Origin of the sequence: Pseudomonas salmasensis, from assembly GCF_014268375.2 — a bacterium.
In the GTDB taxonomy this organism is placed as follows: Bacteria; Pseudomonadota; Gammaproteobacteria; order Pseudomonadales; family Pseudomonadaceae; genus Aquipseudomonas; species Aquipseudomonas salmasensis.
In genome coordinates, this window is the sequence record NZ_CP077083.1 from 2,705,720 (window position 1) to 2,719,568 (window position 13,849).

Below are 13,849 nucleotides of genomic sequence, written 5' to 3' on the forward strand. Positions count from 1 at the left end.
TCCTCAAAGCAAAACGGTATCTACCTGTAGGAGCGAGCTTGCTCGCGAAGGTCGTTAACGATGACGCAGCGCTTCTGGTTTACCGCAGCGCTCTTGCGTTCTTCGCGAGCAAGCTCGCTCCTACGGGTTTCTGTTGAGCATGACCGCCTGCTTATCCGTGCAGCGTGTCCAACCATTGGGCGCGGGTGATGCGGTACAACACGTGAGGGCGCAGCGGGTCACCGGCTGCGACTTTCGGGTGTTCAAAATCTGCCTGCGGATCGTAATGCATACCGATGGCCTGCATGACTTTTTGTGAGGGCAGATTGCTCTCGGTGGTGAAAGCCAGGATTTCGTCCAGTTGCAGGCGGTCAAAACCACAGCGCAACGCCGTCCAGGCGGCCTCACTGGCATAGCCCAGGCCCCAATGCTCGCGGGCCAGGCGCCAACCGATTTCCACCGCCGGGGTAAAGCCGGCTTCGAAGCTGACATTCGCAAGCCCCGTCAGGCCGATAAACTCACCGGTGTCCTTGCGCTGCAAAGCCCAGAAACCAAAGCCATATTCAGCAAAATGCCCGCGTATCCGGCCGATCAGCGCCGCGCTTTCCAAGTGGCTCAATTGCGCCGGGAAGTAGCGCATTACCTGCGGGTCGGCGCACATGCGCGCAAAGTCCGGCAGGTCGCTGTCGCGCCATTGGCGCAGCACCAAGCGTGCACTTTCCAATTCCAGTATCGGCTCCATGGGTCCCCCCTGCCTTGCCATGTGCGTGAGTGTACAGCGCTGTTAAGATCCTTCGCAGGTTCCCGTCAGAAAATCCCATGCCCTTGCCATTGATCTACCACGAAGACTACAGCCCTGAGTTCCCGGCGGACCACCGGTTCCCCATGGACAAGTTTCGCCTGTTGCGTGACCACCTGGTGGACAGCGGCCTGACCCAAGACAGCCAATTGCTGCGCCCGCCGCTGTGCCCGGCAGACATTTTGGCCCTGGCCCATGAACCTGGGTATATCGAACGCTACATGGGCGGCGAACTGTCCCGCGAAGACCAACGCCGCCTCGGCCTGCCCTGGAGCGAAGCCCTGGCCCGGCGCACGGTGCGTGCGGTGGGCGGTTCGATCCTGGCCGCCGAACAAGCCCTGGAACATGGCCTGGCCTGCCATCTGGCGGGCGGCACCCACCATGCCCATTACGATTATCCGGCCGGTTTCTGCATTTTTAATGACCTGGCGGTGATCAGCCATTACCTGTTGGCCAGCGGCCGGGTCAATCGCGTATTGATCTTCGATTGCGACGTGCACCAGGGCGACGGCACCGCGCGCATCCTCCACGACACGCCGGAGGCCATCACCGTGTCGCTGCACTGCGAAAAGAACTTCCCGGCCCGCAAGGCCCAGAGCGACTGGGACATCCCGCTGCCCATGGGCATGGGCGATGCCGACTACCTCAAGGTGGTGGATGACGCGCTCAACTACCTGCTGCCGCTCTACCAGCCAGACCTGGTGCTGTACGACGCCGGCGTGGATGTGCACAAGGACGACGCCCTTGGTTACCTCAAGCTGACAGACGCCGGCGTCGCCGCCCGTGATGAAAGCGTGATGCGCCACTGCCTGGGCCGCGACATTCCAGTCATGGGCGTAATCGGTGGCGGCTACAGCAAGGACCGCCCCGCCCTCGCCCGCCGCCACGGCATCTTGCACCACAGCGCGCAGCGGGTATGGACGTCATCAGGCTGTCATTGAAGTGTGAGCGTTACCCACAATGCCTGTGGAACGGCCTGTGGATAACTTGAGCGTAAGCGGCTGCAAGCGTCTGGCCGTATGGCCTGTAGGAAAGTGTACGTTTTTTGATCAGGCAGCGGCGTCGTGGTCGGGTAGAATGCTCGGCCTATTCACATCACCGTAGCCCTGCCCATGCCTCAGACTTCTGCCCACCACGTATCCATTATCGGCGGCGGCCCCGCCGGGCTGATGGCCGCCGAAGTCTTGAGCCAGGCGGGCGTGCGCGTGGACCTGTACGACGGCATGCCATCGGTGGGGCGCAAGTTCCTGCTGGCCGGCGTGGGCGGCATGAATATCACCCACTCCGAAGCCTATCCGGCGTTCCTGTCGCGCTACGCCGAACGCGCCCCGCACATGGCGCCGCTGCTGCGCAGCTTTGGCGCCGAGGCGTTGTGCGAATGGATTCATGGCCTGGGCATTCAAACCTTTGTCGGCACCTCTGGGCGTGTGTTTCCTACCGATATGAAAGCCGCGCCACTGTTGCGCGCCTGGCTCAAGCGCCTGCGGGAGCAAGGTGTGGTTATCCACACCCGGCATCGTTGGCTGGGCTGGACTGCCGAAGGCGAGTTACTTATCCACAGCCCGGAAGGCGAAAAAGTTGTCCACAGCGACGCTGTGCTACTGGCCCTGGGCGGCGGCAGCTGGTCGCGCCTGGGCTCCGACGGTGCGTGGCTTAACCTGTTTGAAGGCAAAGGCCTGCCCTATGTGCGGCTGCAACCGAGCAACTGCGGGTTTGAAGTGTCGGCATGGAGCGAGTTGATGGTCAGCAAATTCGCCGGCGCACCGTTGAAAAACGTCGCCATTGGCCTTGGGGATGACAAACCTCGGCTCGGCGAATGCGTGATCACCGCCACCGGCATTGAAGGCAGTTTGATTTACGCCTTGTCGGCACCGATTCGCGAAGCGATCAACCGCGACGGTGCGGCCACGGTGCATATCGACTTGCTGCCCAGCAAGCCGCTGGACAAGGTGCAGGCCGCATTGGCCAAGCCTCGTGGCTCGCGGTCGATGAGCAAGCACTTGCACAGTCAGTTGGGGTTGGATGGCGTGAAGGCAGCGTTGTTGCGCGAGCTGACGCCCGCTGAACACTTCACCGATCCGGCGCAATTGGCGGTGGATATCAAAGCGTTGCCGCTGACATTGGTGAAAACACGGCCGATGGATGAGGCGATCAGCACGGCCGGTGGTGTGCCGTTTGAAGCACTGGATGAGCGGTTGATGCTCAAGCCTTTGCCTGGGGTGTTTTGTGCGGGGGAAATGCTCGACTGGGAAGCGCCGACCGGTGGGTATTTGCTGACCGGCTGTTTTGCCAGTGGCCGGGCGGCTGGGCTGGGGATGTTGGAGTGGCTTAACCGCTGAGCGCTGCGGTGGACTCAAGGCCGCCATCGCAGGCAAGCCAGCTCTCACCTTTGACTGTGTTCACAATTCAAAAGGTGGGAGCTGGCTTGCCTGCGATGAGGCCATCAGCCACAGCGCAAAATCACTTCTTCTTACGCGGCCCGGTATTAAACACCGGCACCTTGCGCACCGGCTTGATCGAAGGCTCGGCCGGCGCCACTTCCCCACTGTCCACCCACTTGCCCAGGTTGCGCTTGCCGCCACCGCCAGACGCCTTAGGCTTCTTCGGCTTTTTCGGCTTCTTCACCACCTGCCCGCTGGCATCGGTGTCTGGCACGCGGTGCTCGGGTTCGAAGTCCGGTTCCATTTTGCGCGTGAGGGTCTGGCGGGTCAGCATCTCGATGGCCGAGAGCATGTTCACCTCGTCGGCACAGACCAGGGAAATCGCCTCACCGGTATTGCCTGCACGCCCGGTACGGCCGATGCGGTGGATGTAGTCTTCGGCCACGATAGGCAGGTCAAAATTGACCACCAGCGGCAGGTCTTCGATATCCAGGCCACGGGCCGCTACGTCGGTGGCCACCAGGATCTGCACGTCGCTGGCCTTGAAGCGGTCCAGTGCGCGTTGGCGAGTGGCTTGGGGTTTGTCGCCATGGATGCCGTCGGCATTGATGCCCAGGCCCTGCAACTTGTCCACCAGGGCGTCTACGCCGTTGCGGGTCTTGGCGAACACCAGCACCTGCTTCCAACGGCCCTTGCGCATCAGGTGCACAAACAGCTCCGGCTTGCGCTTTTTATCCACCGGCACCACCCACTGCTTGACGGTGTTGGCGGCGACGTTGCGTGGGCTGACTTCGATGCTCAGCGGGTCGTTGAGCATCTGCCCGGCGAGCAGGCGAATGTCATCGGAGAAGGTCGCGGAGAACAACAGGGTCTGGCGCTTTTTCGGCAGCATGCGATAAATGTTGGCAAGCTCTTCGGAGAAGCCCAGGTCGAGCATGCGGTCGGCTTCGTCCAGCACCAGGGTTTGCAGCTGGTTGAGCTTCAGCGCGTTCTGGCGGAACAGGTCGATCAGGCGGCCAGGGGTGGCGACCAGAATATCCACACCCTTGCGCAGCTTCATCATCTGCGGGTTGATGCTCACGCCGCCGTACACTGCGTAAGTGGTCAGCGGCAGGTGCTGGGCGTATTCAGCGACGCTGGCGTGAACCTGCTCGGCCAGCTCGCGAGTGGGGCACAGGATCAGCGCACGCGCTGAGTTGGCGGCGACTTTCGGCCCTTCCAGGGTCAACAGTTGCAGCAGCGGCAAGGCGAAACCTGCGGTCTTGCCGGTGCCGGTCTGGGCCGCGGCCATCAGGTCGCGACCGGCCAGCACGGCCGGAATGGCTTGGGCCTGCACCGGCGTCGGGGTCTGGTAGCCAAGCGTCTCAAGGGCGCGCAGCAAGGGTTCGATCAGGCCAAGGGTGGCGAAAGTCATGTAGTTACCGTAGGAAAAATTCAGCGCAAGGGCGTAATGCGCGGCAGTTTACCTTATTTCCGGTTTGGGCTTGCGCCATTGGGGCAGGCTGATCAGCAACACCGCGCTGATGATCACCAGCATCGCCAGGGCTTCTTCCAGGCCGATGCTCTCACCCACGAACACAATCCCCAGCAGCACGGCCACTGCCGGGTTCACATAGGCATAGCTGGTCGCCGCCGCCGGGCGTACGTGCTTGAGCAGGTACATATAAGCGTTGAAGGCAATGATCGAGCCGAACACCGTGAGGTACGCCAGGGCCAGCCAGCCTTCCAGCGGCGGCATGGCCTGCAGGTGCTCGCCAGACAACGCGCTGACGATCAGCAGCGCCACGCCGGCCACGAGCATTTCCGCGGCGCTGGCCATGGCGCCCTGGGGCAGCGGCAAATGCCGGCTCCACACCGAGCCGAAGGCCCAGGACGCCGCCGCCATCAACAGCAACACCGCGCCCAGTGGGCTCGACTGCAAGGTACTGCCCATGTTGAGCATGGCGATGCCGATGATCCCCAGCAGCACCCCAGCCCATTCCAGCCGCGTATTACGTGCGCCCCAGAAAAACCCACACAGCAAGGTAAACAGCGGCACCGTCGCCACCGCCAGCGCGGCCACGCCGGACGACACGCCCATATGTTCGGCCACACTCACGCCACCATTGCCCACGGTGAGCAGCAAAATGCCGATCATCCCGGCCGCCTTCCACTGCGGCCAGGTCGGCGCCGGCACCCCGCGCCACCGGAGGAAGCCGTACATCAACGCGCCCGCCGTGCAAAACCGAATCCCCGCCAGCAACAGCGGCGGCCAGTACTCCACGCCGATGCGGATCACCAGGTAGGTGGAACCCCAGATCACATACAACGCAAAAAAAGCAGCGATCAGCGGTAAGGGAAAGCGACGTGGGCCAGGCATTGGGCAGCTCTATGGCAGGTAATGGGAGACTTATTCTAGAAACGAAGGTGGATAAACATAAGTTACAAAACCTGTTTAAAACGCCAATACACTTCTCAAACCATGGTTATCAAGGCTATAAACCGTGCTTTCGAAAGCCACGCGCAACCGGAGCCTTATCATGGACAAATACGACCGCATGCTCCTCAGCGCCCTGCTTGAAGATGGCCGTGCTTCCTACGCGCAACTGGCACGCACCGTAAACCTCTCCGCCCCCGCCGTGGCCGAACGCGTGGCCAAGCTTGAGGCCAGCGGCGTAATCACCGGCTACCAGGCCAAGGTGGATTTATCCAAAGTGGGTTTGCCGATTCAATGCGTAATCGAACTGCGGCTGACCAATCACGGCAGCCAGAAGGTGTACGACGCCCTGGCAGAGATACCCGAACTGACCGAATGCCACCGCGTCACCGGCGACCCGTGCGTGATCATGCAAGCGGCGGTGGGCACCATGCCGCAGCTGGAAGACCTGATTAATCGGGTGGCGAAGTTCGGCTTCAGCAAGACCTCGATTATTTTGTCCAGCGCCATAGAGCGGCGGGTGCCGTTGGGGCAATTGGAAGCCAATGGGAAAAATGCTGGCTGAGCGATCGCCATCGCGGGCAAGCCCTGCTCCCACAGGGATCGCGTACTGCCCAGGCGACGCGGTCAACTGTGGGAGCTGGCTTGCCTGCGATGGCGCCAGTGGCCTCACCGGTTGCCCGCCGCCCCCCCCTGTAGGAGCGAGCTTGCTCGCGAAAAACCCGAGGGCGCCACGTGCATTCAGGATGCCAGCGTCACCGTTGGCGTTTTTCGCGAGCAAGCTCGCTCCTACAAAGGGCTCGATCTGAGCTCGATCAAATCGACTATCTGCTTGATGGTCGTGATGTGATCCCAATCCTCCTGCGTCGCTTGCAGCTTGAACTGCCATTTGATCTGCATGACAAAACACGTCAGGTCGTCATCAATGATGTCGAAGTCATGGATGAAATCGGTTTGCTCCGACACTGCGCTTCGGTCGATAAAACCGATGATATCGACGAATAGCTGGATCACTTTTTCGCTGATGTCGGCTCTGCTCAGATGATTCTTCATTTTTAGCCGCATCTCCAAAACCCCGTCCGATAAGCCTGCCACTATTGGCCAGCAAGACCCATCCCGATCAATTGCAGGACGTTTCCGAGCAGCCTTTCAAGCCTTGTTCCATCAGAACGCGACCGCTAATCTGCCACGCGTCATCGACCCTTCGGTGACCGGAAGTGCAAGCCGAAATTGACGGAAGGAGAGCGTTAAAGATCCCGGAGATTCAACATGGTCAAAGCAACCTCTGCTTCAACTGAAAACAAAACCGACTTCCTCAGCGAAGACGCCCTGCTCCACCGTCGTGCCATCGACTACTACCTCAAGGCATCCGCCCCGGATGCGCCGATCTTTATCCTGAATGACAACCTGAGCTTCGAAGACGCCCTGGCCCATGCGGCGGAGTTGTTGCACTGCGCGGTGGAGACGGCGAATGCGTCGGGTGAGGCGATGAAGGCGCCGCAGCGGGCGGTGATGCATTTGGTGGAGATGGCGAAGGGGGTGGTGGACCAGGCGTTGGAGTGCGCACAGCCTCGATAGTCGACGCATAACCCCCTGTGGGAGCGGGCTTGCCCGCGATAGCGGAGGGTCAGGCAATAAATGGCTGGCTGATACACCGCTATCGCAGGCAAGCCAGCTCCCACATTGGAGCTTCAGTGTTCTTGAGGGGGGTGGCTGGATCAGAACCCGCGATGTTTCTTCAGGTGTTCATTGATCTTCGCCGCAGGCACTTTCTGCAAGGTGCACAACAGGTCATGGGACAGCTCGCGCAAACCATGAGTCTGGCGCAGTTCCTGGGCCAGGTGCGCCGTGAGGTTGGCAGCCATTTCCGCATCCGCCAGCGCCCGGTGAGCCTGGCCGGTGTGGGGCAGTTTGGCGTAGGCGTTGAGGGTGCCGAGCTTGTGGTTGGGCGCAGCCGGCATGAGACGGCGGGCCAGGAGCAGGGAGCAGGCGAATTTCTGCAGGCGGGTGCGGCGGATCAGGCCCAGCTCAAAGTCCCAGAACTTCTGGTCGAACGCGGCGTTGTGCGCCATCAGTGGCGTGGTGCCGACGAACTCATTGACCTCGTTCATCACCCGTTCAGCCGGTGGCGCGCTGCGCAGCATGGCGTTGCTGATGCCGGTGAGCTGTTCGATAAAGGCCGGTACACGCACGCCGGCGTTCATCAGGCTCTGGTAGCGGTCCACGATTTGCCCGCGCTCGAGGATGACCACGCCAATCTCCGTGGCCCGGCAGTGGCTGCTGGGGGTGATGCCGGTGGTTTCAAAGTCGATGACCGCTATGCGTTCCAAACCTGTTCCTACTCCGTTCAACGATCTATTTGAGCAACAACGCGCCTTCGATCGGCACGTAGTGGCTGGCGGCGCGTATCAATGAGTTGGCCGTCAGCCCCGGCACGCCGTAGGCCACGGCCCGCACGCCATGCTTGTGGATAATGCGCTCGAGCAGCATGTCGAAATCACCGTCACCGGAGGCCAGCACGACTTCGTCGACATGGTCGGCGGCGTCCATGATGTCCAGGGTGATGCCCACGTCCCAGTCGCCCTTGGCCGAGCCATCGCTGCGCTGGATATACGGTTTGAGTTTTACCGTAAAGCCCAGGTTGCGCAGGATCTGCTGAAACTGCTGCTGCTTGCTGTCGCCACGGTCGATGGCATAGGCGTACGCCTCGACAATCTGCCCGCGCGCGCTGATGTCAGCCCACAGGGCGGCGTAGTTGAAGTGGCAACCATAGGCCTGGCGCACGGTGTAGTAGAGGTTTTGCACATCGGCGAACACCGCAATTTTTTTCACCGCACTTCCTCATGGACAGCCAGGCGCCAGCGCCCGGAAAGGGCGCCAGTATGCCAGCCAAGGGAGTGTTGCCGGGAAAAAATCAGACCGGAGCGCCGTGGCGTTCCGGTCTGTGTGGGTCAGACGAAAGAATCGTCGTCGCCGAATGAAGAGGAATCGTCCGAAAAATCGCTGTCGGCATTGTTGCCACCCCAGCTGTCATTGCCGGCGAACTGCTGGTCATCGTTGCCCCAGTTGCCTTGATCGCTGGCCGGTGCCGGTTGTTCGATTATCTCCTCCACTACCTGCGGCTGCGAGTTGTGATGGAACAGGCTGCTGATCCCTTCGGCCAGCAACACACCACCGGCCACACCCGCGGCGGTCTTCATGGCGCCACCGAGGAAGCCACTGCCGGCTGGCGCGGCGACCGGTGCTTGAGGTGGCTGGTAGTTCTGTTGCGGCGCTGGCTGGCCAAAAGCGGGCCGCGCCGGCTCACGCCAGCCGCCCCCTGAGTTGCTCGGCGCAGGCTGTGGCTCACGGGAGCCGCCGCCAAAGATACTCGACAGGAACCCACCACCGCTGGCCGGCGCAGGTTGCGTGGCCTTGGCCCGTTGCAGCTCGTCCTGCAATTGCTGGATCTGCTGGGCCTGTTGCTTGTTTTGCGCGTCAAGGCTTTGCAGCGCATGTTCCTGCACCAGGATCGACTGGGTCATGTAGTAGCCGACGGCGGGTTGGCGAGCCATATGCTCCTTGATCCGCGCTTCGGCCTGGGCGTCGCGGGGGGCTGAGTCCGTTTCGGCTTGCTGCAACCGTGAAAACAGTCCATCGATCAGGGTTTGCTCTTCGCTGTTCATGGCGACCTCGTAGATTGCCGATAAAAAATTCTCGTCCCGCCTGTGATCAGGCCAGGGGCATTTCAGTTATGGGGATGTTACGAGTTGTTTCAATGGTCTTTACTCAAGGTTTACGTTTGCGCCCCTTTGAGCCTGATCGGTTAAAGTGTCGCCCTCTGCTTCCAGGCCTGTGATGACCCTGATGAATCCGTTAGACGTTTTGCGCGACTCCTTCCGCTTTACCCAGCGCAACCTGGGCGCCATCGTCCAGCTGTGCCTGCCGTTGGTGATCCTCGAAGCCTTGCTGCAACAGGTGCTGGACCACACGCTGGGCCCGGATGCGTTTCCCGGCTACAGCGTGGTCGTGGGTTTATTGGTGTACCCGCTGTACACCGGCGCCCTGATCCTGTTTCTCGACGCCCGCACCCGGGGCGAGTCGCCGCGCACCAAGGATGTGTGGGCCATGGCCTTGAGCCTGTGGCCGCGTTTTGCCCTGCTGACGGCCATGAGCACCTTGCTGATTCTGCTGGGGCTGTCGCTGTATTTCCTGCCGGGCTTGTGGCTGATGGTGGTGCTGGCGTTTGCCGAATACCTGCTGGTATTGCGCGGCATGCCGGCGTTGGCGGCGATGAAGGAAAGCCTGCGCCTGACCCGTGGGCATTTCTGGCGCATCCTGGTGTGCCTGCTGTGCGTGATGACGCCGCTGTGGCTGCTCAAGGGCGCCAGCGTGGCGGCGTACCCTGAGCCGGCGCCGTTGCTGGGGCTGCTGATGGACAGCGCCCACAGCTTCCTGCAACTGTTCACCAGCGTGGTGTTGTTCCGTTTATTCATGCTGATCGGTGGCGACGCCGACGTGCGGTGATATGCTCCGTGGCTCTTCTGACACGCATATAAGCCGAGCCGATGACCCGTTTATTGCGCATCACCCTGTTGAGCCTGTTGATCATCGCCGGCCTGCTGGCCGCGCTGATCTACAGCCTGACCTGGCGCCCTGCCGACAAAGAGACCCTGCCCGTCAGCTGCGTGGCACCCCGCGCCCCGACGCTGTTGCCGGGGCAGGCGCTCAAGGTCATGACCTGGAATGTGCAATACCTGGCCGGCAAGAACTACGTGTTCTGGTACGACACCCCGGACGGCAGCGGCCCGGACGATCGCCCCACCGTCGAAGACATGGCCTTCAGCCTCGACGAAGTGGCCCGGGTGATTCGCGACGAACAGCCCGACATCCTGCTGTTGCAGGAAGTCGACGAAGGCGCCAAGCCTTCCCACTATCAGGACCAGCTTGCGCTGTTGCAGGAGCGCCTGGTGGATCTGTACCCATGCAGCACCCAGGCCTTCGACTGGAAAGCCGACTTTGTGCCCAGCCTGCACATCTTCGGTAGCGTGGGGCGCAAGCTCGCTACCCTCAGCCGCTACCAGATCGAACACGCCGAACGCCTGCAACTGCCGGCCGCCGAAACCAACTTCATCAGCCGCCAGTTCCAGCCTAAACCTGCGTTGCTACTGACTTACCTGCCCTTGAGCGATGGCGGCCAACTGGCCGTGCTCAATACACGCCTGGACGGCGGCGCACCTGGTCGCTCGGCAGCAGCACAACAAGTGCAAGACACGGCCAAACTGCTGGATAAATTCGAAGGTCGGGGCACGCCCTGGTTGATCGGCGGGGATTTCAACCTGCTGCCACTGGGCCAATACCTGCGCCTGGATGCGGCTAAGCGTGGCCAGTATTCGCCAGACAGCGAGCTGCACCTGCTGTGGGACAAGTACCCGATGATCCCGCGCAATAGCGAATCCAGCGGGGTTGATCGTGAGAAATGGCTGACGCACTTCCCCAACGACCCAGGCCTGGACGGGCCGGATCGCACCTTGGATTACCTGTTCTACAGCCCGCGCATCAAGCGGGTGGAGGCGAAGGTGAGGCAGGAAGACACGTTGCGCATCTCCAACCATTTGCCGGTCATTGCCCGCTTCCTGCTGCCTGCCGCGCAATAACCTACACCATTAATCTTTGTGGGAGCTGGCTTGCCTGCGATGCAGCCGATGCGGTCTTTCAGTGACACCGCAGCGATGCGATCGCAGGCAAGCCAGCTCCCACATTTGAATTGCATCACGCCTACTTACGCGGCTTGATCCGGGCCGTCGCTTCGGCCACCAACGGGTCATCCGGCCAGTAATGCTTGGGGTAGCGCCCTTTCAAATCCTTCTTCACCTCGGCGTAGGTACTGCGCCAGAAGTTCGCTAGATCCTGCGTGACCTGCACCGGCCGCCGCGCCGGGGACAGCAGGTGCAGCTTCACGGCCAGGCGCCCGCCGGCAATACGCGGGGTGTCTGCCAGCCCGAACAATTCCTGCAAGCGCACCGCCAAAATAGGCGGCTGTTCGCTGTAGTCCAGGCGCACCGATGACCCCGACGGCACTTTCACATGCTGCGGCGCCAACTCTTCCAGGCGTTGGGGCAAGGGCCAGGGAAGCAGGTTATGCAGGTAGCTGGAGATATCCAAGTTGGCAAAATGGCTGAGGCGCGAGACCTTGCCCAGGTAAGGCATCAGCCAATGCTCAAGGCTGGCGAGCAGGGCCTTGTCGCTGAGGTCAGGCCACTCGCTGGTTTTGCCGGCGTCCAATTGGCGCAGCAGCATCACACGGGCTTGCCATTGGCGCAGTTCCGGGGTCCAGGGCAGCAGTTCCAGGCCTTTGCGGCGCACCAGGTTGACCAGCGCCTGGCTGCGGGCGGACTCGTCGAGGCCGGTCAAGGGTTCACGGCTGAGCACCAGTTCGCCGACTTTGCGCTGGCGCTCGGCACGCAGAACGCCTTCGCGCTCGTCCCAGTCGAGTTGGTCGACGTTGCGCACTTGCTCGGCCAGTACTGTGTCGAACAGCGCCGGGTCAAAATCCGCCGCCAGGTAGATGCGCTCTTCGCGCTGGCCCTGGCGGCTGCCCAGGTCGGCGATCACCAGCCAGGGTTGTTTCATCAGGCTGTCGGCTTCGGCAAACAACGCCGCTCGGCCATTGGCCAGGCGGTATTCAGCGCCACCGGGGCGGCGTTGTTGGGCGACGCGGTCCGGGTAGGCCAGCGCCAGCAAGGCGCCGAGCCAGCGTGGGTGGTCGGGGTTGTCCACCGGCTGGGTCGCCTTGCCGCGCAGGTAGCCACGGTATTGCCGTGCAAACTGCTTTGCGCGCTGCACGCCACCTTGGGTGCCGCGCGCACGTTCTTCACCGGACATCAGCGCCAGGCGGCTGTGCAAATCGGCACCGCCGCCGCGCAAGATGTCGCGTTCGCCCAACAGGGCTGCCACGTCGCAGGCGGTGGCGGCGAGACCCAAGTCCTGGCCACGCAATAACAGATGGGCAATACGCGGGTGAGCGGGCAACTCGGCCATCTTCTGGCCATGGGCGGTGAGGTTTTCTTCGCTCAATGCGCCGAGGCGTTGCAACAGATCCTGAGCCTGGGCATACGCGGCAGTCGGTGGTACGTCCAGCCACACCAACTGGTTGGGCGTCACACCCCAACGGGCCAGTTGCAAGGCCAGCCCCGCCAGGTCGGCGGCGAGGATTTCCGCGCTGCCATAAGCGGCCAGACCGTCGTGCTGGTCTTCGGACCACAATCGGTAACACACCCCCGGCTCCAACCGCCCTGCCCGGCCGGCGCGTTGGGTGGCGCTGGCGCGGGAGATGCGCTGGGTGTCGAGGCGGGTCATGCCGCTGCCGGGGTCGAAACGCGGCACCCGCGCCAGCCCGGCGTCGATCACCACGCGCACGCCGTTGATGGTCAGGCTGGTCTCGGCGATGTTGGTGGCCAGCACCACTTTGCGCTTGCCGGCCGGTGCCGGGTCGATGGCGGCGCGCTGGGCATTGAGGTCCAGCTCGCCATGCAGGGGGCACAGCAGCACATCAGGGCGATCACCCAGGGCGTCGGCCAGTTGCTGGTTGACCCGGCGAATCTCCGCTTGCCCCGGCAAAAAAACGAGCACGCTGCCGGTCTCGTCATGCAGGGCTTCGAGGATGGTCTGCACCACGCGCGGCTCGATAAACTCGCCGGCCTGGTAGGGTCGCCCCCAGCGCATCTGCACCGGGAACATGCGTCCCTCACTGCGCAGGATCGGCGCGTCATCCAGCAGGCCGGCCAGGCGTTCGCCTTCAAGGGTGGCGGACATCAGCAGGATTTTCAGCGGCTGCTCGTCGCGAAACAACTCGCGACCGTTGAGGCTCAAGGCCAGCGCCAGGTCGGCATCGAGGCTGCGCTCGTGGAACTCGTCAAAGATCAACAGGCCCACGCCATCCAGCGCCGGGTCGTCCTGCAGGCGGCGAGTGAGGATGCCTTCGGTGACCACCTCGATACGCGTATTGGGGCCGACTTTGCTGTCCAGGCGGATGCGGTAGCCCACGGTCTCACCGACCTTTTCGCCCAGCTCACTGGCCAGCCGTTCGGCAGCAGCACGCGCGGCCAGGCGCCGAGGTTCGAGCATCAGGATGGTTTGCCCGGCAAGCCACGGCTCATGCAACAAGGCCAAGGGCACGCGGGTGGTTTTACCGGCGCCGGGGGGCGCTTCCAGCACGGCTTCATGGCGATGCGCCAAGGCGTCACGCAGGGCGGGTAAAACATCATCGATCGGCAACGAATTCATACTGGCTCC

Annotated in this window: 14 protein-coding genes; 6 read left to right on the forward strand and 8 right to left on the reverse strand. The window is 62.3% G+C overall.

What is annotated here, in order from left to right:
- Nucleotides 1-151: 151 nt before the first annotated feature.
- Entirely contained in the window at nt 152-721 is a 570-nt protein-coding gene (locus HU731_RS11940) for a GNAT family N-acetyltransferase (protein ID WP_014720044.1), read from the reverse strand.
- 77 nt (nt 722-798) lie between these two features.
- Here HU731_RS11940 and HU731_RS11945 point away from each other — a divergent pair, with 77 nt between their 5' ends.
- Nucleotides 799-1,719, forward strand: coding sequence for a histone deacetylase family protein (locus HU731_RS11945; protein ID WP_186607140.1), 921 nt, complete (start codon nt 799-801; stop codon nt 1,717-1,719).
- 171 nt (nt 1,720-1,890) lie between these two features.
- Nucleotides 1,891-3,117: a TIGR03862 family flavoprotein gene (locus HU731_RS11950; RefSeq protein WP_186607139.1), complete on the forward strand. Its 1,227-nt coding sequence runs from the start codon at nt 1,891-1,893 to the stop codon at nt 3,115-3,117.
- A 121-nt stretch (nt 3,118-3,238) separates the two neighbouring features.
- On the opposite strand, the gene rhlE1 is transcribed toward HU731_RS11950, so the two are convergent.
- Both rhlE1 and yedA read right to left on the reverse strand, forming a co-directional pair.
- On the reverse strand, nt 3,239-4,573 hold the full coding sequence (gene rhlE1, locus HU731_RS11955; protein WP_056791984.1) for an RNA helicase RhlE1: 1,335 nt from the start codon (nt 4,571-4,573) through the stop codon (nt 3,239-3,241).
- Nucleotides 4,574-4,621: 48 nt separating this feature from the next.
- Nucleotides 4,622-5,518, reverse strand: a complete 897-nt coding sequence (gene yedA / locus HU731_RS11960; RefSeq protein ID WP_003194388.1) for a drug/metabolite exporter YedA — start codon at nt 5,516-5,518, stop codon at nt 4,622-4,624.
- Between the two features lie 160 nt (nt 5,519-5,678).
- Between yedA and HU731_RS11965 the strand changes: the two genes are divergently transcribed.
- Nucleotides 5,679-6,140: an Lrp/AsnC family transcriptional regulator gene (locus HU731_RS11965; RefSeq protein WP_043050670.1), complete on the forward strand. Its 462-nt coding sequence runs from the start codon at nt 5,679-5,681 to the stop codon at nt 6,138-6,140.
- Between the two features lie 224 nt (nt 6,141-6,364).
- Here the strand turns inward: HU731_RS11965 and HU731_RS11970 are convergent, their stop codons facing one another.
- Nucleotides 6,365-6,628 (reverse strand): acyl carrier protein, encoded by a 264-nt coding sequence (locus HU731_RS11970; RefSeq protein WP_186607138.1) that lies wholly within the window; start codon nt 6,626-6,628, stop codon nt 6,365-6,367.
- A gap of 216 nt (nt 6,629-6,844) precedes the next feature.
- On the opposite strand from HU731_RS11970, the gene HU731_RS11975 reads away from it, so the two are divergent.
- On the forward strand, nt 6,845-7,153 hold the full coding sequence (locus tag HU731_RS11975; protein ID WP_186607137.1) for a DUF6124 family protein: 309 nt from the start codon (nt 6,845-6,847) through the stop codon (nt 7,151-7,153).
- A gap of 140 nt (nt 7,154-7,293) precedes the next feature.
- Here the strand turns inward: HU731_RS11975 and HU731_RS11980 are convergent, their stop codons facing one another.
- From HU731_RS11980 to HU731_RS11990, 3 genes are all read right to left on the reverse strand, one after another.
- Nucleotides 7,294-7,905 (reverse strand): 3'-5' exonuclease, encoded by a 612-nt coding sequence (locus HU731_RS11980; RefSeq protein WP_054896175.1) that lies wholly within the window; start codon nt 7,903-7,905, stop codon nt 7,294-7,296.
- A gap of 25 nt (nt 7,906-7,930) precedes the next feature.
- The gene (locus HU731_RS11985; protein ID WP_003194396.1) at nt 7,931-8,407 is read right to left on the reverse strand and encodes a LabA-like NYN domain-containing protein; all 477 of its coding nucleotides are present in this window, start codon (nt 8,405-8,407) and stop codon (nt 7,931-7,933) included.
- A gap of 119 nt (nt 8,408-8,526) precedes the next feature.
- Nucleotides 8,527-9,240, reverse strand: coding sequence for a DUF2076 domain-containing protein (locus HU731_RS11990; RefSeq protein ID WP_186607136.1), 714 nt, complete (start codon nt 9,238-9,240; stop codon nt 8,527-8,529).
- Nucleotides 9,241-9,421: 181 nt separating this feature from the next.
- On the opposite strand from HU731_RS11990, the gene HU731_RS11995 reads away from it, so the two are divergent.
- Both HU731_RS11995 and HU731_RS12000 read left to right on the forward strand, forming a co-directional pair.
- The gene (locus HU731_RS11995; protein ID WP_034133780.1) at nt 9,422-10,081 is read left to right on the forward strand and encodes a DUF7847 domain-containing protein; all 660 of its coding nucleotides are present in this window, start codon (nt 9,422-9,424) and stop codon (nt 10,079-10,081) included.
- 41 nt (nt 10,082-10,122) lie between these two features.
- Nucleotides 10,123-11,211: an endonuclease/exonuclease/phosphatase family protein gene (locus tag HU731_RS12000; protein ID WP_186607135.1), complete on the forward strand. Its 1,089-nt coding sequence runs from the start codon at nt 10,123-10,125 to the stop codon at nt 11,209-11,211.
- 121 nt (nt 11,212-11,332) lie between these two features.
- On the opposite strand, the gene hrpB is transcribed toward HU731_RS12000, so the two are convergent.
- Nucleotides 11,333-13,840, reverse strand: a complete 2,508-nt coding sequence (gene hrpB / locus HU731_RS12005) for an ATP-dependent helicase HrpB (protein WP_186607134.1) — start codon at nt 13,838-13,840, stop codon at nt 11,333-11,335.
- Nucleotides 13,841-13,849: the final 9 nt, after the last annotated feature.

Bases quoted from the DNA above. Each gene is read 5' to 3' on its own strand.
- HU731_RS11950 (WP_186607139.1), top strand. From the start codon at position 1,891: ATGCCTCAGACTTCTGCCCACCACGTATCCATTATCGGCGGCGGCCCC.
- HU731_RS11995 (WP_034133780.1), top strand. From the start codon at position 9,422: ATGAATCCGTTAGACGTTTTGCGCGACTCCTTCCGCTTTACCCAGCGC.
- HU731_RS11965 (WP_043050670.1), top strand. From the start codon at position 5,679: ATGGACAAATACGACCGCATGCTCCTCAGCGCCCTGCTTGAAGATGGC.
- HU731_RS11970 (WP_186607138.1), bottom strand. From the start codon at position 6,628: ATGAAGAATCATCTGAGCAGAGCCGACATCAGCGAAAAAGTGATCCAG.
- hrpB (WP_186607134.1), bottom strand. From the start codon at position 13,840: ATGAATTCGTTGCCGATCGATGATGTTTTACCCGCCCTGCGTGACGCC.
- rhlE1 (WP_056791984.1), bottom strand. From the start codon at position 4,573: ATGACTTTCGCCACCCTTGGCCTGATCGAACCCTTGCTGCGCGCCCTT.
- HU731_RS11945 (WP_186607140.1), top strand. From the start codon at position 799: ATGCCCTTGCCATTGATCTACCACGAAGACTACAGCCCTGAGTTCCCG.
- HU731_RS11990 (WP_186607136.1), bottom strand. From the start codon at position 9,240: ATGAACAGCGAAGAGCAAACCCTGATCGATGGACTGTTTTCACGGTTG.
- HU731_RS11975 (WP_186607137.1), top strand. From the start codon at position 6,845: ATGGTCAAAGCAACCTCTGCTTCAACTGAAAACAAAACCGACTTCCTC.
- HU731_RS11940 (WP_014720044.1), bottom strand. From the start codon at position 721: ATGGAGCCGATACTGGAATTGGAAAGTGCACGCTTGGTGCTGCGCCAA.
- HU731_RS12000 (WP_186607135.1), top strand. From the start codon at position 10,123: ATGACCCGTTTATTGCGCATCACCCTGTTGAGCCTGTTGATCATCGCC.
- yedA (WP_003194388.1), bottom strand. From the start codon at position 5,518: ATGCCTGGCCCACGTCGCTTTCCCTTACCGCTGATCGCTGCTTTTTTT.